Annotated in this window: 22 protein-coding genes and 1 riboswitch; of the genes, 9 read left to right on the forward strand and 13 right to left on the reverse strand. The window is 38.6% G+C overall.

From position 1 onward, the window contains the following. Nucleotides 1-197: 197 nt before the first annotated feature. On the forward strand, nt 198-1,385 hold the full coding sequence (locus tag AC07YT_RS01830; protein WP_086546068.1) for an acetyltransferase domain-containing protein: 1,188 nt from the start codon (nt 198-200) through the stop codon (nt 1,383-1,385). Between the two features lie 54 nt (nt 1,386-1,439). On the opposite strand, the gene AC07YT_RS01835 is transcribed toward AC07YT_RS01830, so the two are convergent. The 4 genes from AC07YT_RS01835 to mutS form a co-directional block, all read right to left on the reverse strand. Next, entirely contained in the window at nt 1,440-2,045 is a 606-nt protein-coding gene (locus AC07YT_RS01835; RefSeq protein ID WP_086546067.1) for a thioredoxin family protein, read from the reverse strand. A 6-nt stretch (nt 2,046-2,051) separates the two neighbouring features. Then, nucleotides 2,052-2,519, reverse strand: coding sequence for a TlpA disulfide reductase family protein (locus tag AC07YT_RS01840; protein ID WP_086546066.1), 468 nt, complete (start codon nt 2,517-2,519; stop codon nt 2,052-2,054). A 155-nt stretch (nt 2,520-2,674) separates the two neighbouring features. After that, nucleotides 2,675-3,199: a C40 family peptidase gene (locus tag AC07YT_RS01845; RefSeq protein WP_086546065.1), complete on the reverse strand. Its 525-nt coding sequence runs from the start codon at nt 3,197-3,199 to the stop codon at nt 2,675-2,677. A 171-nt stretch (nt 3,200-3,370) separates the two neighbouring features. Further along, the gene (gene mutS / locus AC07YT_RS01850; protein ID WP_086546064.1) at nt 3,371-5,983 is read right to left on the reverse strand and encodes a DNA mismatch repair protein MutS; all 2,613 of its coding nucleotides are present in this window, start codon (nt 5,981-5,983) and stop codon (nt 3,371-3,373) included. Nucleotides 5,984-6,588: 605 nt separating this feature from the next. Between mutS and AC07YT_RS01855 the strand changes: the two genes are divergently transcribed. Beyond that, nucleotides 6,589-6,903: an HPF/RaiA family ribosome-associated protein gene (locus AC07YT_RS01855; protein WP_086546063.1), complete on the forward strand. Its 315-nt coding sequence runs from the start codon at nt 6,589-6,591 to the stop codon at nt 6,901-6,903. 161 nt (nt 6,904-7,064) lie between these two features. Here AC07YT_RS01855 and AC07YT_RS01860 read toward each other — a convergent pair whose 3' ends face one another. The 4 genes from AC07YT_RS01860 to AC07YT_RS01875 all read right to left on the reverse strand — a co-directional run bounded on the left by AC07YT_RS01860 (nt 7,065) and on the right by AC07YT_RS01875 (nt 10,758). Further along, complete coding sequence (locus AC07YT_RS01860; protein ID WP_086546062.1) at nt 7,065-7,805, reverse strand: menaquinone biosynthetic enzyme MqnA/MqnD family protein; 741 nt, start codon at nt 7,803-7,805, stop codon at nt 7,065-7,067. Nucleotides 7,806-7,903: 98 nt separating this feature from the next. Then, nucleotides 7,904-8,530, reverse strand: coding sequence for a histidine phosphatase family protein (locus AC07YT_RS01865; protein WP_086546061.1), 627 nt, complete (start codon nt 8,528-8,530; stop codon nt 7,904-7,906). Nucleotides 8,531-8,632: 102 nt separating this feature from the next. Next, nucleotides 8,633-9,826 (reverse strand): aminofutalosine synthase MqnE, encoded by a 1,194-nt coding sequence (gene mqnE / locus AC07YT_RS01870; RefSeq protein WP_086546060.1) that lies wholly within the window; start codon nt 9,824-9,826, stop codon nt 8,633-8,635. Nucleotides 9,827-10,263: 437 nt separating this feature from the next. Then, nucleotides 10,264-10,758, reverse strand: a complete 495-nt coding sequence (locus AC07YT_RS01875; protein WP_055907819.1) for a hypothetical protein — start codon at nt 10,756-10,758, stop codon at nt 10,264-10,266. 122 nt (nt 10,759-10,880) lie between these two features. Here AC07YT_RS01875 and AC07YT_RS01880 point away from each other — a divergent pair, with 122 nt between their 5' ends. After that, nucleotides 10,881-11,996, forward strand: a complete 1,116-nt coding sequence (locus AC07YT_RS01880; RefSeq protein WP_086549311.1) for a trans-sulfuration enzyme family protein — start codon at nt 10,881-10,883, stop codon at nt 11,994-11,996. A 46-nt stretch (nt 11,997-12,042) separates the two neighbouring features. Here the strand turns inward: AC07YT_RS01880 and AC07YT_RS01885 are convergent, their stop codons facing one another. After that, nucleotides 12,043-13,059, reverse strand: coding sequence for a hypothetical protein (locus tag AC07YT_RS01885; protein ID WP_145954234.1), 1,017 nt, complete (start codon nt 13,057-13,059; stop codon nt 12,043-12,045). Between the two features lie 210 nt (nt 13,060-13,269). Beyond that, nucleotides 13,270-13,380, forward strand: a riboswitch (SAM riboswitch). A gap of 263 nt (nt 13,381-13,643) precedes the next feature. On the opposite strand from AC07YT_RS01885, the gene AC07YT_RS01890 reads away from it, so the two are divergent. The 3 genes from AC07YT_RS01890 to AC07YT_RS01900 all read left to right on the forward strand — a co-directional run bounded on the left by AC07YT_RS01890 (nt 13,644) and on the right by AC07YT_RS01900 (nt 17,453). Next, nucleotides 13,644-14,975: an O-acetylhomoserine aminocarboxypropyltransferase/cysteine synthase family protein gene (locus tag AC07YT_RS01890; RefSeq protein ID WP_086546058.1), complete on the forward strand. Its 1,332-nt coding sequence runs from the start codon at nt 13,644-13,646 to the stop codon at nt 14,973-14,975. Nucleotides 14,976-15,003: 28 nt separating this feature from the next. Continuing rightward, nucleotides 15,004-16,062 carry a homoserine O-acetyltransferase family protein gene (locus AC07YT_RS01895; protein WP_086546057.1) on the forward strand — a complete coding sequence of 353 codons (1,059 nt, stop codon included), beginning with the start codon at nt 15,004-15,006 and terminating at the stop codon, nt 16,060-16,062. Nucleotides 16,063-16,208: 146 nt separating this feature from the next. Continuing rightward, nucleotides 16,209-17,453, forward strand: coding sequence for a homoserine dehydrogenase (locus AC07YT_RS01900; protein WP_086546056.1), 1,245 nt, complete (start codon nt 16,209-16,211; stop codon nt 17,451-17,453). A gap of 79 nt (nt 17,454-17,532) precedes the next feature. Here AC07YT_RS01900 and AC07YT_RS01905 read toward each other — a convergent pair whose 3' ends face one another. Together AC07YT_RS01905 and AC07YT_RS01910 are read right to left on the reverse strand one after the other, a co-directional pair. Further along, a complete protein-coding gene (locus tag AC07YT_RS01905) occupies nt 17,533-17,982 on the reverse strand; it encodes a DUF4488 domain-containing protein (RefSeq protein WP_086546055.1) in 450 nt (149 codons plus the stop codon). A 34-nt stretch (nt 17,983-18,016) separates the two neighbouring features. Continuing rightward, a complete protein-coding gene (locus AC07YT_RS01910) occupies nt 18,017-18,787 on the reverse strand; it encodes a queuosine precursor transporter (protein WP_086546054.1) in 771 nt (256 codons plus the stop codon). A gap of 209 nt (nt 18,788-18,996) precedes the next feature. On the opposite strand from AC07YT_RS01910, the gene AC07YT_RS01915 reads away from it, so the two are divergent. Continuing rightward, nucleotides 18,997-20,223 carry a multidrug effflux MFS transporter gene (locus tag AC07YT_RS01915; RefSeq protein WP_086546053.1) on the forward strand — a complete coding sequence of 409 codons (1,227 nt, stop codon included), beginning with the start codon at nt 18,997-18,999 and terminating at the stop codon, nt 20,221-20,223. A 69-nt stretch (nt 20,224-20,292) separates the two neighbouring features. On the opposite strand, the gene AC07YT_RS01920 is transcribed toward AC07YT_RS01915, so the two are convergent. Both AC07YT_RS01920 and AC07YT_RS01925 read right to left on the reverse strand, forming a co-directional pair. Continuing rightward, complete coding sequence (locus AC07YT_RS01920; protein ID WP_494945139.1) at nt 20,293-20,982, reverse strand: PepSY-associated TM helix domain-containing protein; 690 nt, start codon at nt 20,980-20,982, stop codon at nt 20,293-20,295. Further along, on the reverse strand, nt 20,948-22,480 hold the full coding sequence (locus AC07YT_RS01925; protein ID WP_086546052.1) for a DUF2271 domain-containing protein: 1,533 nt from the start codon (nt 22,478-22,480) through the stop codon (nt 20,948-20,950). The genes AC07YT_RS01920 and AC07YT_RS01925 overlap by 35 nt, the downstream gene beginning before the upstream one ends. 280 nt (nt 22,481-22,760) lie before the next feature. Here AC07YT_RS01925 and AC07YT_RS01930 point away from each other — a divergent pair, with 280 nt between their 5' ends. Together AC07YT_RS01930 and AC07YT_RS01935 are read left to right on the forward strand one after the other, a co-directional pair. Continuing rightward, complete coding sequence (locus AC07YT_RS01930; protein WP_086546051.1) at nt 22,761-23,906, forward strand: methionine aminotransferase; 1,146 nt, start codon at nt 22,761-22,763, stop codon at nt 23,904-23,906. A 19-nt stretch (nt 23,907-23,925) separates the two neighbouring features. Further along, nucleotides 23,926-24,729, forward strand: coding sequence for an amidohydrolase (locus tag AC07YT_RS01935; RefSeq protein WP_478356427.1), 804 nt, complete (start codon nt 23,926-23,928; stop codon nt 24,727-24,729). The last annotated feature ends 104 nt before the right edge of the window (nt 24,730-24,833 follow it).

The following is a 24,833-nucleotide window of genomic DNA, read 5'->3' on the forward strand; positions in this document are numbered from 1 at the left end:
CGGTTAGCGCTTAACAAATATTATTATAATTTTTCGAACATCAAAATCATTATAGTCAATTAAACCATTCCTAAATCGATTTTCCTCTACAACACACAGAAACAGACTCGGATAGGATGCTGATGAAGCTAAAGGTAATAATTAAGTCAGTAAAAATAATTTTGAATGAGTATATTTAAATAACCAAACCTATTGTTATGAATGCTGATACCGTAACTTTATCTAAACGCATTTTATCTATCGATATACTACGCGGGTTAGTAATGATTATTATGGCGCTGGATCATACGAGAGATTTCTTTCATATCGGTGCCATGACCAGTGATCCGCTAAATCCCGATATCACCACAGGCATGTTATTTTTCACCCGTTGGATTACGCATTTTTGTGCACCAACCTTTGTTTTCTTATCAGGCTTATCAGCTTATTTATCGGCACAGCGCAAAACACCGGCGCAGGCAAGTTCTTTTTTATTAAAACGGGGTTTATGGCTAATATTGATCGAAATTGTGGTGATCACATTTGGATTGACCTTTAATCCATCTTACAATTTCATTATTCTTCAGGTCATCTGGGCAATTGGAAGCATTATGGTATTTCTGGCATTGGCCAGTCGCATGTCGTATAAGACCGTGCTCATAACCGGCCTGGTATTGGTTTTCGGACATAATCTTTTTAATTTATTCCCTGCGCCAACAGACCAAAATGGTGGTTTGATCTTAAAAGTATTTTTCACCGCGACAGGCACTGTGGTACCGCTTTCTGCCAATCATTTGGTTGGGGTATTTTATGCCATCCTTCCGTGGACGGGTGTAATGTTTGTAGGCTATGGAATTGGTGCCTGGTATAAAAAAGGTTACGTTGCTGAGCGCAGACAGCGCAATTTATTAATTATAGGTTTGCTCACTATATTTGTATTTATCTCCCTAAGGTTGATCAATATCTATGGCGATCCCGCGCCGCGAAAAGAATATCACGACTTTTTTAAGAATCTACTCGCCTTTTTTAATGTAACCAAATATCCACCTTCCTTACAATATACGGCCATGACTTTAGGTCCGGCGATGCTGTTTTTGGCTTTCACCGAAAACCTAAGAAACCGGTTCACCAGGATAACTTCTGTGTACGGAGCCGTGCCTTTCTTTTACTATGTACTGCATTTTTATCTGTTGCATACCCTGTTAATCGTGGTGTTTTTTGCCACAGGGCATCACACCAAAGAAATCATACAGGTTCCGTTTTTATTTAGACCAGCAGCATTTGGCTTTAGTTTACCAATAGTTTATTTGATATGGATTTGTGTGGTAGCCTCTCTGTATCTTCCATGCAGATGGTTTAAACAATATAAAGAAAAACACCGGCAATGGTGGTTAAGCTATATTTAAAACAAGAGTATGCATACTAAAGGCGATTTCACCCAGACGCTGTCATGTTTTTGTTTAACCTTTTTTCCATTTTATACCACAGCCAACAGCTTTAGTTGATACAATTGCAGGTTTTTTACCAATTGATAATTCGTTTACTGCATTTTTAACATACTCCACTTTGGTGCTGTTTGCTTCTTCCGGATCATTATCGATAGCGCCAATGTATTCCACTACATTTCCTTTGTCGGTTTTGTTCAGCACAAAAACATGTGGCGTTCTGGTTGCGCCAAACTGTTTGGTTACGACGTGATCGGGATCTAACAGATAAGGGAAATTTAATTTCTTTTCTGAAGCCAATGCCTGCATTTTCTGGAAGCTTTCATCAGGAACAGCTCCAGCATCGTTTGGATTAATGGCCACCACCGGATAACCCTTTGCGGCGTAAGTTGCATTTAAGGCCGAGATACGGTCTTGATAAGCTTTTGCCACGGGGCAAGTATTACAGGTAAAAACAACAATATAACCCTTTGCATCCTTATAATCGGCCAGGGCAACCATTTTGTTGTTTACGTTTTTAAGCGAGAAATCTTTAACTACATCACCCACTTTATAACCTTCAGTCTGTGCAAATGCGAATCCTGAGATCAGCATAAAAGCCATTAAAATTAATCTTTTCATTACGATCTATTTTAAGTTTAACAAAGTATTTTTCAGTTCAGTCTCTGTAAATTCCTTTTCGTAAAAATGCCTGCTTTTTTTGTTCACAAACAGTGTAGCCGGAATAGCACCAGACCATTTTTTGTCAACCCGTTCAATATACTGTTGCTGATCCGGTTCATTTAAAAGAAATACCTCCGCATTAATTTTATTGTTCAACACAAATGGAATCACTTCCTTTTGCAATTTTGATTTAAAATCCAAACTCACCAAAAGCACTTTAACCGGCTTTTTTAAATTGGCTAAACGCAATTTCTCGAAATTCGGCAACTCTGCCACACATGGCCCGCACCAGGTTGCCCAGAAATTGATTACATAGGTTGTATCTTTTCCATTGGCCATACGTTTATCCAGATCATCCAGTTTGAGCAATTTAACCTGCGCACTAACAGAATAAGTAATTAAAGATAAGCAGATTATGAAAAATATACGCATAGATGAATAACGAAATTTGGTGAAGATTGTTTTATTTTTAATGTCCGTCACCCTGAACTTGTTTCAGGGTCTTTAAAGAATAATACTCATCGTAATTCATTTTCACTAATAAGATGCTGAAACAAGTTCAGCATGACGACAAGTATAGGAATTAACTAATTCACCGATCCCGATTTTACCAATACCCTTTGGTAGGCAGGTAAAGTTAAATCATCAACAATTACACCTCTGGTCGTGCTGGCATGCACAAAAAAACCATTGTTGAGGTATACGCCTACATGATCTACATCATTGCCACCAAAAGAGAAAAACACCAAATCTCCTTCCTTTAAATTATCGATACTTTTACGTCTCACCACATTGGCCTGCTCGCGTGAAATGCGCGGAAGTGTAACCCCATAAATTTCTTTCTCCAATAAAAAAGCAAAACCAGAACAGTCAATTCCGCCTTTATCTAAACCACCAAAACGGTATTTAACACCTGTCCAGTCGGTAATGAAACGATAAAGTGGTTTGCTTTGTAAATTTGCCATCGCATCTGCCGCCTTTGAAGCTTTCGTATCACTTTTAACGGTGTATTTCCGGCTACCGCAAGACGAAAGAAAAACTATGAGTGTTATTAAGTAAAAAATATTTTTGAGGCGTAAGGCATAAGGTGGAAGGTTTAAGGTTATTTCCATCGTGTCAATTTTATGGTCACTAAATTGTTATTCTTATATTAAGCTTATTTTTCAGTGTAAGGCTTAGATTTTAATATTATTTCAAAGGCATCAATATTTTTGGTCTTGAGATACTTAAGCCTCAAACCTTACACCTAACTTCAGCCTTACACCCTAAACCTCTAACCTTTCCTAATTCTTAATCAATCGCTGTATTTCGTCCAATTTAAGCAAAGCTTCAACAGGAGTTAACGCATTTACATCCAAATTATTCAGCGTATCACGGATTTTCACTAGAACAGGATCATCGATGGCAAACATCTGTAACTGATAAGCCTGGTTCTGCACTTTTTTAATACTGTCTTTAATGCTTTGTCCCTCGGTTCTGTCTATTTCCAGTTTTTTCAGGATCTCATTCGCACGACCAATTAATTTTGTTGGCATCCCCGCCATTTTCGCTACGTGTATACCAAAACTATGTTCACTGCCACCTGGAACCAGCTTCCGTAAAAAGATTACCTTATTGGTCATTTCTTTTACCGATACATTAAAGTTTTTGATGCGCGGCATGGTATTGGCCAGTTCGTTTAGCTCATGGTAGTGCGTGGCGAACAATGTTTTTGGTCGCGCGGTTGGGTGCTGGTGTAAAAATTCGGCAATGGCCCAGGCGATTGAAATACCATCATAGGTACTGGTTCCGCGACCAATTTCATCGAGTAAAATCAAACTATCATCCGAAATATTATTCAAAATACTGGCAGTCTCATTCATTTCGACCATGAATGTACTTTCTCCTGAAGAAATATTATCAGATGCCCCTACGCGGGTAAATATCTTGTCTACAATACCTACTTCAGCATCTTTAGCCGGAACGAAAGAGCCCATTTGTGCCATCAATACAATCAGCGCGGTTTGTCTTAAAATGGCCGACTTACCCGCCATGTTGGGTCCGGTAATCATAATAATTTGCTGACTATCGGTATCCAGATACACATCATTAGTGATGTACTCCTGCCCTACAGGCAATTGTTTTTCAATTACCGGGTGACGGCCACCTTTAATGTCAAGCACCTTATTTTCGGTAACCTTAGGTTTGTTATAATGATTCTTAGCCGCCAATTGTGCAAAACACAATAAACAATCAAGCTGTGCAATTAAAAACGAATCGAGCTGGATCGGTTTAATGTAACTGGCTGTTTCGTACATCAGTTCATTATACAGGCGGATTTCAATGGCTTGTATCTTTTCCTCTGCACCTAAAATTTGATCTTCGTATTCTTTAAGCTCCGGTGTAATGTAACGCTCGGCATTTACCAGCGTTTGTTTACGGATCCAGCCTGCCGGCACTTTATCTTTGTGGGTATGTGTAACCTCTAAATAGTAACCAAAAACATTGTTGAAGGCAATTTTTAAAGATGGGATTCCGGTTGCTTCTGCTTCACGTTTCTGTATCTGCACCAGGTAATCCTTACCACCAAAGGCAATTTTACGCAAACGGTCTAAATCTTCATCAATGCCGTCGGCAATTACATTTCCTTTAATCAGCAATGCCGGTGGATCAGGCTGCAATTCCCTTTCAATTCTTTCCCTAATGGCCAAACATGGATTCAACTGATCCGCTATTTTAATCAGGAAAGGATTTTTAGAATCGGCAGCCAGTTTTTTAACGGCTTCAATATGGTAAAGTGCACGTTTTAATGCGACTAATTCTCTCGGACCAACACGTTGCAGACCAACTTTAGAAATCAGTCGTTCTAAATCGCCAATCTGTTTAATGTTACTTAAAAATTCCCCTTGTAGCTCTTCATGTTTTACAAAATACTCCACCATACCAAGACGTTCCTGAATAGGCTTCAACTCTTTTAATGGCATAATAATCCACTTCTGCAACAAACGTGCACCCATTGGCGTACAGGTATGATCCAGAATATCGAACAAGGTTACGGCGTTGTCGTTCGGCGAATTTACCAGCTCCAGGTTACGGATCGTAAAGCGATCTAACCACATGTAGCGGTCTTCTTCAATACGACCTATTGAACTGATATGCTGCAGATTACGGTGCTCGGTTTCGCCCAGATAGTGTAAAATTACACCTGCAGCTACAATTCCGCTCTGCAAACGTTCTACACCAAAACCTTTTAACGAAGAAACCTCGAAGTGTTTCATCAGCGTTTCGTTTCCGAAATCGCTTGTAAAAGGCCATTCGTCTAAACCAAAGGTGTAAAAACGATCGCCGAAGTTCTCGGTAAAGGCCTGGCGTTTCGATTTCTGAAAAATAACCTCTGTTGGCTTAAAACCCTGCAAAAGTTTATCAATATAATCGCTGTTACCTTGTGCAATTAGAAATTCACCTGTTGATATATCTAAAAATGAAACCCCCAGTTGTGTTTTATCAAAGAAAACACAGGCAAGGAAATTGTTCGATTTCTGATTGACTATGTTATCACCGTAAGCTACTCCGGGCGTAACCAATTCTGTTACACCACGTTTAACAATAGTTTTTGTAGTTTTAGGATCTTCGAGCTGATCGCAAATGGCCACGCGTTGTCCTGCCCTCACCAGTTTAGATAAGTAGTTATCCAAAGAATGATGTGGAAAGCCAGCCAGTTCTAAAGCACCGCCATTAGGGCCGGTACCTCTTCTGGTTAATACGATGCCTAAAATCTGTGCCGTTTTAATGGCATCTTCGCCAAACGTTTCATAAAAATCGCCAACCCTAAATAGTAAAAGTGCGCCCGGATACTTCGCTTTAATCGCGTTGTATTGCTGCATTAACGGGGTTTCTTTATTCGTGTCTTTAGCCAAAACTGAAATTAATTTACAAAAGCCATAAAGATAACACGAATAAGCATTTTACAGCTGTTTTGTTGAAAAGTTAAAAGATTGTTAGCAAGCTTGGTCGTTTTGCTTAAACGAGTAATGCATCGAATCGGTTATTGGTAGGCATAGTTGTTCATCAATTTAAATAACTAACCAGGATTAGAAATGAAAGGTGCTGTGCATTTCGGGGTGTGTAGTCCTGCTATCCGCTTTACTTCGTTACACTCGTGTTCGCTCCCATCAGGTTTAGGTATAATGGTCTGTTACCCAGTTGCATAATAATTTTCTTGCTTCAACAGTTAACCCTTTTTACAGTTTAAACAGTTAACTAGGTCTAGAAAATGAAGGGTGCTGTGCATTTCGGATCTTGTAGTCCTGCTATCCGCTTTACTTCGTTACACTCGTGCCCGCTCCTATCAGGTTTAGATACAATGGTCTGTTACCCGGTTGCATAATAATTTTCTTGCTTCAACAATTAACCCTTTTTACAGTTTAAACAGTTAACCATATTATCAACAATTAACCCTAATTCAAAACGTTTCCGGAAGTTGTGTGTTAATCTTATATAATTTACAACTAATATTTTAATTATGACGATCCAACTGAATACCGACAAAAGTTTAACTATCCACCAGGAATACGATGAAAAAATTCAAACGCAGTTAAATGAAGGTTTGAGCAGATATAGCGATTTAATTACACGTCTGGAGGTCCATTTATCAGATGAAAATGGCAGTAAAGATGGCTTAGATGATAAAAGATGTTTGTTAGAAGCCAGAATTACCGGAAAAGATCCTATTGCAGTTACCAATATGGGTAATACTTACGATTTAGCCATTACAGGCGCTTTAACGAAGTTAAAAAGTACATTGGAAAAAGTGGCTGGAAAAATGAAAAGTCACTAGTTTAATTAAACTTCAAAAAATAACTTTTCTAATAAATTGATTTGTGATAACTCAATATAATTAATCGTCATTTCGAGCGGAGTGCAACGAAGTCGAGAAATCTGTTATAGATCTCTCTCCCGAAAGTTCGGGACTAAGCTACAGTCGAGATGACGATTTTATTATGTACTTACTTTTTCTAATTCCTCAATATATCCCAAAAACAATTTTAAAGCTTTCCTTCTGTCGTCGGTAACATCAAATTGAAGCCGGTGATATAAATAATCTTCCAGATCGAAATTTTGCACTTCAGGTAGTTCCTTTAAAACGTCTTTTCTATGCTTCAGTCCAAATTTTAAAGCCGCGTTAAATTCGGCTTTAAACTCTTGCGAGATTTCTTTATTGGCTACCCAGGCCGCATACATAAAAGGCAATCCGGTAAAATTTTTCCATTCCTCACCCATGTCGTAGGCATAAGCGAAATCGTCTTTTTTACCAAAAGTTCGGTCACCTATTAAAACAAAAGCATCCGTTTTTGCAGTCGGATCTGTCGTAAATTCCACTTCCTTTTTCCAGTGGAACTTAAGCAATACTTTAGCCAAATTATTTGATGTACGCGAGTGGCTATCTAATCTGACCGTTTTAATTTCACGGGCCGGAACTTCACTAAAAATGAATACAGAGTTCACCCCTCCATCACTTCCGATACAATAATCGGCCACAATATTGGCATTGGGAACTAAAGGGATAGCCGCTACTGGCATCAAACCGATATCAACCTGACCGTTAATCACTTTGGCTGCACAATCTGAAGGGATATCTAAACTTAAATCAATTTTATTTATAATGTCCGAATGTGTTAATCCGTATATAAAAGCTTTGGTATTGGTATAGGCAACTGCCGATATTTTAATCTTATTCAAGGTGTTATTTACTTTTAATTGTTGCCGTCATGCTGAATTTATTTCAGCATCTGTCCTAAAAGATCCTGAAACAAGTTCAGGATGACGAACTGAGAAAGTTATTCAATTATTAAACCGTCTAAATGAATGGCACTGTTAAATTCAAGAACAGTAAATTTTCCATCCTCAAAACCCATTTTATAAAGCACGGTATTCTGATGTGGAAATTCAGTCATTTCGCTTAATGGTTTACCTAGTAACAAACATAAGAAAACGCGCATTGCCCTGCCGTGCATACACAGTAAAACTGTTTTTTCTTCAGGTCTGGTCATTAAAACTTCCATCGGTTGTTTTAAACGTTCGTAAACATCCTGAACGCTTTCGCCACCTTCGAAATGAGCCGTATAATCTCCGTCCTGCCAGCTTTGTAACATCTCACGGAAAGCATCGCGTGCAAGTTCCGTATTGGGTTGTCCTTCCCAAATGCCCCAGGCAAGCTCGTCTAAGCCTGAAAGTTTTTCCCAGGGTAATTTAGCATCTATAAATTTTTGAACGGTTTGCCAGGTACGTTTTAATTCGGAAGTATAAATCTTATCAAAAGGGATGTCTTTATACGTTTGGTAAAAGGCTTCAGCCTGTGCCCGGCCCAAATCATTTAAGTCAGAATTTATACCTCTGCCCTGTACTATGCCTTGTCTGTTAAGTTCCGTTTCGCCGTGGCGTATGATGTATATTTCTTTGACCATTAAAATGGGATTTTTAGGGTTATAAGATTGCAGGATTAACGTTTTTATTTATTGATTTTTGGATTTTGCGAAAAGTTGTTAAATCCTATCATCATAACAATCCTAATTCACTACCGGCAGCTTATAATACTGCGGTTTCTTTTCTTCTTCGAAAACTACATGCTCGAAATCGGTCACCACATTGTATAAAGTATCGCGTTCTATTGCCTTTCTGCCCACCTGTTTAATCAAATTCACCAGTTCTTTGGTGCTCATTGCAGGTGTTTGCTCTTCAGCACCAGCCATCGAGTATATTTTGGTGGTATCATCTAAAGTACCGTCAATATCGTCAACACCATAATTTAAGGATAACTGCGCAGTTTCGCGACTGATCATGGCCCAATAGGCTTTAATATGATCGAAATTATCCATGTAGATACGGGCGATGGCATAATTCCTTAAATCTTCAATCACTGAAGATTCTGGCACGTTGCTCATCTGGTTATGCTGATTTCTGAATTTTAAAGGGATAAAAGTCTGGAAACCACCTGTGCGATCCTGTAATTCACGTAGTTTTTCCATATGATCGACGCGATGCCAGTATTTTTCGATATGGCCATAAAGCATGGTGGCATTACTGCGCATACCCAGTTTATGCCATTCCTCGTGTATATCCAACCATTGCTGGCCTGTACATTTGTCTTTAGCAATCTGTTCCCTGATCTCAGGGTGAAAAATTTCGGCTCCACCACCTGGTATCGATTCTAATCCAGCCTCTTTCATCAAACGCATACCTGTTGCGTAATCAATTTTGGCTTTCTTAAAAATATAATGATACTCCACAGGAGTTAATGCTTTCACATGTAAATCGGGGCGATGCTGTTTAATTGCTGTAAATAAGGCAGCATAAAAGGCCACATCATATTGAGGAAGTACGCCACCTACAATATGTACTTCGGTTACCGGTTCTCCATCATATTTTTTAACGATATCGAGCATTTGCTCCATCGTTAAAGCCCATCCTTCTTCTTTTTGCTTGATTAAACGGGAATACGAGCAAAATTTGCAATCGTAAACACAAAGATTGGTCGGTTCTAAATGGAAATTCCGGTTGAAATAGGTTTTATCACCGTGTTTTTGCTCCCTGATAAAATTCGCCAGAACCCCCAGGTAGCCCAGTTCGGCATGTTCGTAGAGGTAAACGCCTTCGTCAAAGGTAATGCGTTCTCCGTGAAGAACTTTGTGTGCTATGTTTTGTAATTCAGTTGATAAATTGGTATCAGCTAATATTTTTTCAACTTGCTCAGTTGTATTCATTCCTGATTTATTTTGAACAAAAATACAATAATGAGGCGATTTGAAAATCATTTTCTTGTAACAAACCGCGATTTTAAGATAGCAATCGCTGTAATTAACCACAGATCAGGACAGATAAACACAGATTTTGATTGGGTATCCAGTTAAAAACTCATTTAAGCTTAATAATATCAGCCACGGAAACACGGAAGGCACAGAAAAATAACTGTCAAACTCCAGTATAAATTGATGTTTCCCCGCTTGACGGCCAGATATGTAAGACAAAACCTGATTCTAATTTATATCTGTGTTAATCTGTGGTTAAAAACCTACTATAAAACAGTCCAAGAGACTCCATGTAAATCCGTGTTTCCGTGGCAATCCTAAAAGACGGTAAACAAAAAAAGCACTTCTTTTCAGAAGTGCTTTCACTATATGTTTTTCGTAGGTAAATTTAATTATCTTGCTGCAGGTACAAACGTTAAAACGATGTTTGCAGTTTTGCCACCAAATTCGATTGGCGATTTTAAGATCATTTGTGTGCTAGAAAGATCAGTTAATACTAAACGGTAACCTTCTGTTACATTTTTAGCTTTATCACCTTCAAATATTTTCTTAAACTGGAAGGTTTGATCTTTAGGTGCTGCCGACCAGAAAATAGTTTGCATTACCGAACCACAAGCGCTTGATGCTGGCAAAGTATAAGAACCATTTCCGCTATTGGTTAAATTCCATGTACTTCCCTGAAAACATTTGTAAGATTTCTCTCCAAACAAACCTTGCACAGCGCCATCAGGCAATCCTTCTAAAGCTACATTACTCACCACCCATTCGCGAACCACTGTACCTCTGCTACCTGTTACACCTGCTGTTACTCTTTTTGCAGTATTACAACTTTGTAACATTACTAAAGTAGAACATGCTATTGCGATAGCTATAAATAATCTTTTCATTTTTGTTTAATTTAAATTTCGTCAAACTTGTTACATAAATCTTGCCAAAACCATTACGAACCTTAAATTAGCGCCAAATTATTAAATTACATCCCGATATTACTTCGATCAAAATAATGACCATGAAACCCGAAACCCTTGCTATTCACGCTTCTAATCTTGTAAAAAGCATTACAGGCGATGTCACTCCTCCTCTTAATCTGTCGACAACTTTTTTTCGCGATGCAGAAGGCGGCTATCCGGGCGGACACATGTATAGCAGGGTAAGCAATCCAAACCGGTCTGCTTTAGAAAACACTGTGGCCAAATTAGAATATGGTGAGGATGCAGCGGCTTTTTCTTCGGGGAACACCTGTGGTCTGGTTTTATTCCAGGCCTTAAAACCCGGCAGCCACATTATTGCGCCAGATGATATGTATTGGGGAATTAAAAAACAATTGCTTACTATTTTTAACGATAGTTTGGAATTTGACTTTATTGACCAGACCGATTTAGATCTGATACAAGCGAGCATCAGATCCAACACCAAACTGATCTGGATTGAAACGCCATCCAATCCTTTATTAAAAGTTACCGATATCGAAGAAATTGCTAAGATCGCGAAGGCGAAAAACATTACATTGGCCTGCGATAGCACTTTTGCTTCTCCAATTTTACAAAACCCAATTTTACTGGGTGCGGATATTGTGATGCACAGCAGCACCAAATACCTGGGCGGACACAGCGATGTACTCGGCGGAATTTTGGTAACGGCCAAAAAAGATGAGCTTTGGGAGAAAATCAAAAACATCCAGCAAACGGGTGGTGCGGTGCCTTCTCCTTTCGATTGTTTTCTATTAACCAGAAGTATTAAAACACTGGCTTACCGCATGAAAGGACACTGTGAAAATGGAAAGATTATCGCTGACTATTTAAACGCACATCCAAATGTTGAAGCTGTTTTTTATCCTGGATTAGAAAGTCACCCACAGCACGATATTGCAAAGAAACAAATGAAAGATTTTGGTGGGATGATGTCGTTCCTGGTTAAAGGAGATGTTGAGGCTGCCCATAAAGTGGTCAACAAAGTTCAGTTATTTGCGCAGGCGACCAGTTTAGGAGGTGTTGAAAGTTTAATCGAGCACCGTTATTCCGTAGAAGGCCCTGATAGTAAAACGCCTAAAAACCTACTCCGTATTTCTGTAGGTTTAGAACATGCAGATGATATTATCGCTGATTTAGCACAGGCGCTGGGTTAAAATATAATCCTATAAGGTCTTTAAGACCTTATAGGATTTATATATCTTATTTAGGGTTACAAATTGTGCTTAGTTTCAACGAATAATTTGCTTCCAATGGCTCATTAGTCTGTGCCAAACGTTGCGATCCTGTATTGGCCGGGCAGGCAATATCACCGGCAGCATCATATATCAATTTTGTTCCGCCAGCCAGTAATTCTTTTGGTACGTAAACCTGCACCCTGGTAATCGAATAACCCGAAGGGAAATAACGCACATAATAACCGTCTGGGTGTTTGGTCCAGATACCACTTGGTACATCGCTTCTTGGTGGCGCCATCCCCGCTATAATGGCATATTTTTCCATGTCTGCATAGGTATAATTTCCAGAAGCAACTAGCTGGCGGATATTATTTTCTGCTTCAAAAACGGCCCTCACACCTGCTGGCAATTGATCTTTGGCTTTTTCCATTACATCGAAAGGTAAAATGCCTAATGCACCACCTTCTAATTGGGTAAGTTGTTTTGGTGTTAATAATTTAATGGCAGTTACCTTAACCTGTCCATTAAAATCGGCAAATTTTGTTCTGGCAATGATCGTCCAGAGTAAAGCCTGAATATCATGTTGGTCTACATCAGGATGTTTTTCTGCGCTTTTCAGTATGGAAACCACAATTTCTTCCTTCGGACCTAAAACTGGTGCAAACATATAACCATCGCCTTTTGATGGTGCAAAAGTTCCGGCTTTTAAACAATAACTTTTATTGTTCATTTCGTATAAACCTTCGCAAAGTACAAAACCACCGTCTGGGTTTTTAGGCAATAAATATAATGGCTGGGCTTTTAAATTTAATGAATTAATAAAATCAGGTAGCTTTTCGCCTTCTCTGTTTACATCTTCAAAGCTGGTGGTAATGGCAGCGGGCTGTTTTAAAAACTTATCTACCCCTAAGGCTTTGGCACCCTGAGCAGTGCCTACTTTTAACAGTTTGTCTTTTAAACCTCCGAATTGGGCGTTTGCGCTGCTTAAACCTATTACAGTAAAGAGCAGGCCTAAACATAGGGCTTTTGTATTTTTCATCATGATTAAATTTAGATAGGTAACACAAACTTAGAATTTTAAGCGTTAATTTCTTATTAAAAGTTTCGCATTGTCATCACACCATAAAAATACACCATTCATTTTCAGTGCGTTAATGTAATTTCGAAATTTTATTTTGTGGATTAAAATTAAATTCAGACATTTGGAATATTATTTGGCAGAAAGCTAAATAAAAGTCAATCTTCACAGGTTGATTTATAAAGAAGTGGCGAGAGACTGGCTCGATGACCCACTGGCAACCCTCAGAAAGAGAAGGTGCCAATTCCTGACCGGATAACATGGTGTTATTTGGAGATATAAATTAGAACTGATGAAAACATTAAATCTTCAATCGCTAAGCGAACCCAGTGCTAACCTTAAAAAGGTAGAACGGACTTCTATTTCTTTTATTTGTTGCGAGATGCGTGCGATTACTTGTATGTGCTGTTGCATACAGTAATTTAAAAATCTTCCTTTTTTGTTTCTTTCAAATTGGAAGGTCCCGCGAAATCGGGATACGCCCTGTTAGGTTTTAGGATTACCCTAATTTCCACCTATCTAATCACACCAAAAAAAAAATAGAAATTATGTCAACATCATATAAATTTGAAACTTTACAATTACACGCTGGTCAGGAAATAGATCCTACAACTGGATCAAGAGCGGTTCCTATTTATCAAACCACTTCTTATGGCTTTAAAAATGCCGAACATGGGGCTAATTTATTTGCTTTAAAAGAGTTTGGAAATATCTATACCCGGATCATGAATCCAACCAACGATGTTTTCGAAAAACGTATTGCAGCTTTAGAAGGTGGTGTAGCTGCTTTGGCCGTGGCCTCAGGACAAGCCGCTCAATTTATAGCCTTAAACAACATATTAGAAGCTGGCGACAGTATCGTTTCTTCATCTCACATTTACGGTGGAACTTATAATCAGTTTAAAGTTGCTTTTAAACGTTTGGGTATACATGTCGATTTTGCTAATCCTGATGTGCCTGAAGAATTTGAAAACAAAATCACCGATAAAACCAAAGCAATCTTTTTAGAAACCATTGGCAATCCGGCATTTAGTGTTCCTGATTTCGAAAAAATTGCGGCCATTGCAAAAAAATATGATCTGCCATTAGTGGTCGATAATACTTTCGGCGCAGGTGGTTATTTGTTTAAACCCTTAGAGCATGGCGCCAATATCGTGGTCGAATCGGCAACGAAATGGATTGGTGGCCACGGAACCAGTATTGGCGGTGTAATCGTTGATGGTGGAAATTACAACTGGGGCAATGGAAAATTCCCGCAATTCTCTGAGCCTTCGGAAGGTTATCATGGCTTGGTTTTTAGCGATGTTTTTGGCATCGGCGGACCATTTGGCAATATCCAGTTTATTATCCGGGCCCGTGTAGAAGGATTAAGAGATCTTGGACCGGCCTTATCCCCTTTCAATTCTTTTCTTTTATTACAAGGATTAGAAACTTTATCGCTCCGCGTTCAGCGCCATGTAGATAATGCATTAGAATTAGCCACCTGGTTAGAAAACCATCCATTGGTTAAAGAAGTTCAATATCCTGGTTTGGCCAGCAGCAAATACAACAACCTGGCTAAAAAATATTTAAGCAATGGTTTTGGTGCAGTATTATCGTTCGAGTTGACTGGAAGCAAAGAAAACGCAACACAGGTAGTTGATAACTTAAAACTGGTATCGCATCTGGCCAATGTAGGTGATGCAAAAACACTGATCATTCAGCCTTCAGCCACAACACACCAGCAATTAAGCGAAACAGAACAATTGGCAGCGGGTGTTAAACCAAATGCCTTAAGGGTTTCAGTCGGCATTGAGCATATTGATGATATTAAAGCCGATTTCGAACAAGCGTTTGCCACCATTAAAGCTACCGCTCCAACAGCGCATTTACAAGCCTAACCGTTAATATTCCGAATACAACAAAACAATGAGTACAACATCAACATATCACTATAATAAACAGTTCAAATTAGAGAGCGGAAAAAAAATCCGTAACCTGCAGATTGCTTATCAAACTTATGGCAAATTAAATGCAAATAAAGATAATGTGATTTGGGTTTGCCATGCACTTACCGCCAATGCTGATGTTTTTGAATGGTGGGAAGGTTTATTCGGTCAAAACTCATTGTTCAATCCGGAAGAGCATTATATCGTTTGTGCCAATGTTTTAGGTTCGCATTATGGTAGCTCGAACCCATTAAGTACCAATCCGGTAACGGGCTTACCGTATTACCTTTCATTTCCTCAGTTTACCATCCGCGATTTAGTATCGGCACACCAGTTATTGGCATCGCATTTAGGTATTGATTATATTAAATTATTAATCGGTGGTTCGTTAGGTGGTCAGCAAGCTGTGGAGTGGAGTATTTCCGAACCGAATAAAATCGAAAACCTGATTTTGATTGCCACCAATGCAGCACATTCTCCGTGGGGAATTGCTTTTAACGAAAGTCAGCGTTTAGCCATTACTACCGACAGAACTTTTTATGCCAACCAACCTAACGGTGGCAGCAAGGGTTTAAAAACTGCCCGTAGCATTGCACTTTTAAGTTATAGAACATACAGTGCTTATGGCAGTACACAGGTAGAAAGTGTAAACGATAAGACAGATAATTTCAGGTCGTCTTCTTACCAGAATTATCAGGGAGAAAAACTGATCAACCGCTTTAATGCTTATAGTTATTATTATTTAACCAAAGCAATGGATAGTCATAATGTGGGCCGCAACCGTAAAAGTATCGCCGATGCATTAAAACTAATTACGGCAAATACATTAGTCATTGGTATTGAAAACGATGTGTTATTTCCACTGTCAGAGCAAAAATACCTGGCCGATCATATCCCTGGAGCAGAGTTTAGTGCCTTGCATTCGGATTATGGTCATGATGGATTTTTGATCGAAACAGATGCCCTGACTAACGTCATCGGAAACTTTATTAAGGAAAGCAGGAATAAAAAAATTATCAAATTACAGCATACGGCTTAGGGAGGTAGAAGGTTTAGGGTTTAGGGTTTAGGGTTTAGGGCGAAAACAACGAGAGCCGCTAAAATTTGCGCAATAAAAAACAAAAAATAATATAACATGCAGTTAATCGGTGTATTCCCGCTATCTGTATAATCAAGTCTAAAATAATGAGTAAGAATTTAAAAATCGGTTTATTTGGTTTCGGCGTTGTAGGGCAAGGTTTATTGGATATCATCCAAAGCCAGAACCTGAACCTGGAGATCATTAAAATCGCGATAAAAGACCCAAGAAAGAAGCGTACCCTTAATAAGGATCTGTTTACCACTGATCGCAACGAAATACTGAATAATACAGAGATCAATACGATTGTAGAATTAATTAATGATGCAGATGCGGCTTATGAAATCGTAACTACCGCATTAAAAAATGGTAAAAATGTAGTATCTGCCAATAAAAAAATGATCGCCACGCATTTGAAAGAGCTGGTAGATTTACAACAAGAGCTTGGTACTTCATTACTGTATGAAGGCGCTGTTTGTGGTAGTATTCCAATCATTCGAAATTTAGAAGAATACTATGATAATGAATTATTCCATGCTTTGAGTGGGATTTTCAATGGCTCATCTAATTACATCTTATCGAAAATATTTAACGAAAACCAAAGTTACGATTCGGCTTTAAAGGAAGCACAGGATTTAGGGTTCGCAGAAACCGATCCGATTTTAGATGTGGGCGGTTATGATCCAAAATATAAACTGGCCATTGCTACAGCACATGCCTATGGTTTGTTTGTAAATCCTGATGCCATTTTAAACATTGGTATACAGAACCTTTCTAACCACGACATTAAATATGCGCGTGAGAAAAACTTTAAAATTAAGCTGGTTCCTACTGCACGTAAAGTGAATACAAAAGACATTGTGACTTATGTACTACCTAAACTGGTAGCTAAGGATGATTTCCTTTACAACGTAGAAAACGAATACAATGCAGTTGCTGTTCAGGCGGCTTTTGCTGATAAACAGTTTTTCTATGGTAAAGGTGCGGGCGGCCACCCTACTGGTGCTGCTGTACTATCTGATATTGCCGCCTTGCGTTACGATTACCGTTACGAGTATAAAAAATACCACTCAGAAAACGGCGTAAAACATACGGAGGATATTCTGTTAGAAATCTACCTGCGTTATGCTGATGAGGATCTGATTACCCTATTGGAATTTGACAATATCAGCGAACGTTATGCTGCAAGCAGTTATAAATATGTGGTTGGAACGGTTAAGCTGGAAAGTTTAATTAAAAACCGCGACTTGCTTTTAGATGAATCTGTTTTTGTTGCCTACACCGGCAGACAGATTTACAAACAAGAGCAATTGAGTGAAAATGTTTTTGCCCAGGAATTGGCAAGCCTATAATTTATTTTTAAGGTTAATTTTTTTATTTGTTTTGTTGTTAAGTACAAAGGTCGGAGCGAGTCCGACCTTTTGCGTTTCATTACTTTACCTTAATATATTTTTCGATAATTACCCGGTCGACGCCAGCTTTCTCTACCTTTTCAACACCTTTCTGAATCAAAGTATCTTTATTAATGGCAAGTTTAAATTTAAAAGTCTTGCCTTCCCAATCTTTGTTTTTGTAATATTCCAAATGCTCGGTATAATCGTCTTTGTCTAATACAAAACTTCCACCACCGGCATCAAAACTGCTTGTATCTTTAGGATTAAGGCTATGTTTTAAAAATGCAAAATGAGTGTTGTTAAACATTTTGATCATTTTCAGCTTGCCCGAATAATCTGTTGTCTGGCTGGTTCCGTTTTCGATGGTTGTAGCCGATAATAGCTGCCAGGTACCCTGAATATCAAGAGCTGAATCTTTCTTCTTTTCATTTTTAGTAGAACAGGACAATAGTCCAACTACTGCCAGTAGCATTAAAATGTTTCTCATAAATCGGATGTATATTGGTTATTGTTTTAAATATTTATCCCCTACCAGCCATTTTAATCAGCTTATGAGCGAGGTCTTTTCCTAAGTAACCATCTATAATCGCATGTACGATATATAAAATAGGCGTCATTAAAATGGCCACAACAAATTTATATGTATAGCCTACCAGGCCAATAGCAAATACCTGTTGCCAGCTGTAATGATACTGCGGGTTGATATAAAATGCAATAAATATAACCACAAAACTGTCAATAAACTGAGAGACTAAAGTAGAGCCCGTGGCACGCAACCAAAGTGCCCGCTCCCCTGTTATTCTTTTAATTTTATGGAATATCAACACATCCACCATTTGTCCGATGATGAAGGCCGTAATCGATCCTACAATGATCCACATCCCTTGCCCGAATATGCCGGCAAATGCGTTATTCATATTGAGGTCTTCTCCATTTATGTTTTGATGCACCCAAAAATCGGCGGCAGTTAAATGCATGGATCCCCACACGACAATAAAGGCAAATGAAATTAATATGGCCGTAAGAATGGATAAAAACCGAACTTGTTTAACACCAAAATATTCATTGATGATATCCGTCATGATGAAAATAATTGGCCAGGTTAATACTCCTGCCGACATTACAAAGGATAAATGCGGCACACCGAGTAAATTGATATCGAACTTTTTAAAGCCCAGCGTTTCTTCAACACTGAATAATTTAACTCCGATAAACTCTGATAATATAGCGTTGGCTACAAAAAAGCTACCCAGAATGAGTAGTAAACGGCTTTCTTTGGTCTTAAAAGTCATAGACTATAAATCTATAAATAAATAGCAGATTTAGCATAGCGATCATCATATTTTTAACATAGATAACACAAAGATTACGCAGGCAGGTTTTTACGGGTAGCTTTAAATGATGGGCAATAAAAATATAATTTTTACAATCGTTCGACCGTAAAAATAGGTTAACAACTTAAATCTCCCAATCTTTGCGCCATCAAAATCTGGTTATCTTCATGGCTAAAAAACAACATTTCTACCTCATCCTCATTTTAGGTTCATTGGCTGCTCTTGGCCCCTTCTCTATCGACATGTACCTGCCTGGTTTTGTTGATATTGCAAAGGATTTAAGCAGTAATGAATCTACTGTAGCCCTATCATTATCGAGTTTTTTTATCGGGATTTCTGCCGGCCAGTTATTGTATGGTCCGCTATTGGATAAATTTGGGAGAAAAAAACCGCTATATTTTGGTTTGGCACTTTATATCCTTTCCTCTTTTCTTTGTTTGGCCGTAACTGATGTGAACCAGTTAATTGTTTTACGTTTTGTACAAGCCATTGGAAGTTGTGCTACGGCTGTAGCCTCGGTTGCTATGGTTCGTGATCTGTTTTCTGTAGAAGAAAGCCCGAAAGTATTTGCCTCCCTAATGCTGGTAATCGCGGTTTCACCGATGCTTGCCCCAACTGCAGGTGGTTACTTAATTTCGGCCTTAGGCTGGAAATACGTGTTTGTATTTTTAGGCTTGATGGCCGTTTTAATGCTTCTCGCTACAATTTTCAAACTGCCGGAGAGTTATAAGCCAGATCCGAATTACTCTTTAAAACCAAAGCCAATTTTAACCAATTTCTTCACGGTTTTAAAAGAGCCTCAATTTTATACCTATGCTTTAATTAGTTCAATAACCTTTTCGGGATTATTCGCCTATGTATCTTCGTCGCCTCAGGTATTTATGAAAATATATGAAGTGAGTAAAACTGGTTATGGATGGATATTTGCCCTGTTATCGGTATCGTTTATTGGTTCGAGCCAGGTAAACAGCCTGATATTGAAATGGTTTAGCAGCAAAAACATTGTCACCTATGCACTTATTGCACAATGTATTTTCAGTTTAATATTTTTGGTATTTGCTTTAAATAACTGGTTAAATTTATACTCAACAATCGGTTTTATTGCTTTATTTCTGGCTTGCTTAGGTTTAATTAATCCAAATGCTGCTGCTTTGTCGCTCGCGCCATTCACCAAAAATGCGGGTAGTGCATCGGCTTTAATGGGTGCCTTGCAAATGGGATTAGGCGCTCTGGCCTCGGTAATGGTAAGCTTATTTAGCGAACACTCGGTTGTGCCTATGCCATTGGTAATGACAGCAGCTGCATTTATCGCTTTATGCTGCTTGTTAATCGGCAGAAGGTTCATCACCACTGAAGTGGATGCATCATCTGATTCGGCAGTTATAGCGCATTAAATATCATATACAAAGACACCAGGGACATATAGAAATAATCTGAATGCCCTCAGTGTCTTTGTGATTAAGCTATGGTACAAATAACTTGTAAATTAAATAGCAAATAATCGTACCTACTGCTGCGATGATAAAACCGCTTAGTCGTTTCTTTTTGATGAAACAGATTAAGATAATTCCGGAGATAGACACCAGGGTCATCAGTACTGCCGAAATATCGATAATCCACGACCAGGCTTTACCCGAATCCCTGCCTTTGTGCAAATCATTAATCACGGCCACAGCGCCAAACCTGGTTGTAGTTAATTCGTATTTACCGGTTTCGCGGTCGATAAAGGAATCAGCCAGGTAACCCGGGCCATTAAAGGTAAGGCTCAGTTCTCTGTCATCCATCCTAAAATCACTTAATGCGCCTTTCACCGCATGTTTATTCCTAAAAAACTCAACAATCTGTAACTTGTTAATTTTATTGGTATCAGGTTGGTTTACCCATTTTAAGTTTACTGATCCGGAATCCTTTTTAACCACTTCCTTGCCTGAAGTAAACCAATCTGCATGGTTCAAAGTCAGGCCCGATACAGCGAAGAACAACAGGATCGTAAAACTCACCATCGATAAGTAAATATGCAGCCAGCGTGATAAACCAGCTAAACGTTTTTTACCCTTGCCCTTCCCGCTATCTTTTTTAACCTGCTTTTTCCCCAGGCCGCTAGGTGCAACCGTGATCTTATTTTTTTGCGGTTCCGATTTTTCTGTAGTCAAGGGATGCTGATGTTAGTTCTGTATTTGGCGTTAATTCTATTTTTTTTGCAGTGCCGGTAAATTTCATTTCTTGCGCAATTACCTGGTAAGTTCCATGTTCACGGGCCACTTCAATAAAAACGGTGTAAGTACCTGCTTTTACCAACTTACCGTTATCGTCTTTTCCATCCCATGATAAGCTATACTTACCTGGGCCACGTGTAGCCGAGCTCGTTGAACTCAGTTTCCCCTCTGCTCCTTTTTTAAACTCTTCGCCATTGGCACGGTTCCATGATTTTAAATCTGGCAGCCAACGTGGTTTATTATACCAAATGGCAAGATTACGTACAGGTGTTTTAGCCGCATCTTCAATCCATACAGCCACAAAGGGACGACGAACACGTTTACCATCTGTAGATTCTATATTGGCAATTTCTAAGTTTACCACTAACTCATATTTAGTATTCCAAAGTTTATCAGCTTTATTTACTTTTTCTAAAACAGCAGCAGGCTTATTTAAAGCAAACTCGTAGTTAGCCCACTCTTTGCTTTTAATTTCTTTACCTTCTTTAGTAATCAACAGGTATGCGATATCATTTCTGGTCGCAGTCATTGCTTTAATCTCGGCAAGAGAAAGTACATTAAAAGAAGTCGCTAAAGCACCGGCTTCGCTGGCATCTGAGGCGATAACCGTTGCGCTGATTATTTCAGAAACAGGATTTCCGGTACGTGGATCAACAATATGCGAATACCATTTTCCATTTACATTAAAACCTCTGCGGTAATTACCGCTGGTAGCCACAGCCTTGTTTGATACTTTAATCGTCGTTAGCGCTACATCGTTTTCGGCATCAGCTTTAGGATTGGCTATTTCAATAGCTTCGGGCTGATTTCCTTTAATTACCATATCGCCACCAATATTTACGACTACGTTTTCAATTCCAGGGCTTTGAACAGCCTTCTCAGCCGCTTTATTAATGATATAACTTTTTGCAAAAGAATTTAAAGCTAATGGCACATCATCCAAACGTGTAACCGTTTTATCCTGCTCATTGAGCACATAATGTTTTTGTTTCACCAAAGCGACTGCATTTTGTAATGTTGTGGCAGATGGTAAACGGCCTTCGGCAGCTGCCTTTTTCCAAACATCACCAATAACTTTAGCTGATGCATCAAGGGCACCATTGGTTAACACTTTATAATTTTCGAACTGCTTTAAAACCTCAAACAAATCTGTTGAAACCTTGGTGGTTTGTTTACCATTATTCATCCATCTGCTAAACTCGCTGTTTGCTTTATAAGCACTTAAAATATCATCAAGCCTATCTATTTCGTTTAATGCACATGCTTCGGCTAAATCTGCATCAGCCTGGCTAACTGTTTTAAATTTTAATTCTAAAGATGTGCCCAATACATTTTCGTAGTTGGAAACAAATGTTCTTAAAGCTTTTTTCGGGCTAACAAATGCAGAGGCACTTATTACCAATAAAAAGGCAGCGGTTAAGTGTTTAAACTTCATATTTAATGGATAATTGAGATTTTAAAATGCAAAGAAAGGGCTTTATCTGGAATAATTTTAAATAAGAAGAAATATATTTGAAATAATACAAATTTCTTGGCCTAAAATCCGTGCACAGCCACCCTGGTATTGCGTTGTTTATGACGTTAATTTAGCGCAAGGGTTTAATGGGGCCGAAAAAGTTTTAATCGGGCACAATTGCTATCATGGGGTTCAGTAACCGGGCATTTAGCATCGCTTTTTACGCTTTAAGCTTTTTTTTCCTATTTTCGCTTATAAGATGCTTAATATACAATCTAAACTCCCTGGCGTAAGTACCACCATTTTTTCGGTGATGAGTAAACTTGCAGCAGAACACAATGCCATTAATCTTTCTCAGGGATTTCCTGACTATGCCTGCGATCCAAAACTAGTTGAATTGGTCAATAAAGCCATGCAGGATGGTTTTAATCAATATGCCCCTATGCCTGGTTCTACTTTTTTAAAAGAAACCATCGCAGAGAAAGTTGAAAACCTATACAACATCAAATACAATCCCGAAACCGAAATTACGGTTACAGCAGGTGGAACGCAAGCGATTTTTACCGCATTGGCGTCCATTATAAATGCAGGTGATGAAGTTATTATTTTCGAACCGGCTTACGATAGCTACGCACCTACCATTAAACTATTAGGCGGTCTGGTTAAAACCTATGAACTTGCCCCGCCAAACTATGCTATTGACTGGGATATGGTTAAAAAGTTATTTACGGCCAAAACCAGAATGATTATCTTAAATACACCACAAAATCCAACGGGTAGTATTTTATCGTCAGATGATATGAAATCGCTGATTAAGCTCATCAGTGGTACCGATATTTTAATCTTGAGCGACGAAGTTTACGAACATTTAATTTATGATGAACAAAAACACCAAAGTGTAATGCTCTACCCTGAATTAAAACAACGAAGCTTCATTATAGCCTCCTTTGGGAAGCTTTTGCACGCTACAGGCTGGAAGCTCGGTTATTGTTTAGCTCCGGAGAAATTAACCAAAGAATTTAGAAAAGTACACCAATTTAATGTTTTCAGCGTTAATAGTCCCATGCAGCAAGCTATTGCCCATTACATTAAAGAGCCAAAAAATTATACTGAAATAGGCAGCTTTTTTCAGCAGAAGAGAGATTATTTCAGAAGCCTCCTGGCCGAAAGCCGTTTTAAACTTTTGCCTTGCAACGGTTCATATTTTCAATGCGTAAGCTATAGCAGCATTAGCGATGAAAAGGATACCGATTTTAGCATGAGACTGATTAAAGAATTTGGAGTGGCCACCATTCCGGTTTCTGCATTTTACCAAAAAGGAATCGATCATAAAATTATCAGGTTCTGCTTTGCTAAAGAAAACGCCACACTTGCCCTAGCGGCCGAGAAATTAAAAAACGTTTAACCATCCCAACTAAATAAAAATGGAAGCACCTGTTTATACTCAAATAGAAAACCTGAAAGTAACAGTCTTTCAGGCCTATCTTTTTTGGGAAAACATTGAGAAAAACCTCTTAAATCTGGCACTTAGACTATCGATGGGTGTAAGGGAGAAAACCGATATTATTGTTTTACCCGAAATGTTCAATACAGGTTTTAGCATGAATTCTGAAGCCTTAGCAGAAGAAATGGGTGGAAAAACGATGCAGTGGATGCAGAAAATGGCGCACCAGTACAATTGCGTAGTTACGGGAAGCATTATTATAAAAGAAAACAATCAATATTTTAACCGTCTGATCTGGATGGAGCCAGATGGCAAAAATCAGCATTACGACAAACGCCACCTGTTTGGCATGGGTGATGAGGATGAGCACTTTAGTCCAGGTAAAGAAAAACTTATTGTCGAACTGAAGGGTTGGAAAATCAGACTGGCTATTTGTTATGATTTACGCTTTCCGGTTTGGTTACGCAATGTGGATCAGGAATACGACATCTTACTTTTGGTGGCCAACTGGCCAGATAAACGATCGGCACACTGGAAGGCATTAATTCCGGCCAGGGCAATAGAAAACCAAAGTTATGTGATTGCAGTTAACCGTGTTGGGCATGATGGAAATCAGATTTACCACAGTGGATTATCCATGTGTTTAGATCCTTATGGCAATACGGTGTACTATAAACCTGAAGATGAAGATTTATATACCTTTAGTATCAATTACGAAGAGCTGGTTAAAGTAAGAAGGCAATTTCCGTTTTTAAAGGATGCAGACCGGTTTACGATTAGTTAAGTTAATAATCAATATTCAAATTGCAATGATCAAATTGGAGCCATCATTCAACAATTTAGCAATCACAACAATCTAACAATTAAAATAACCAATATTTAAATAGC

This window comes from Pedobacter sp. GW460-11-11-14-TSB4, from assembly GCF_059423705.1.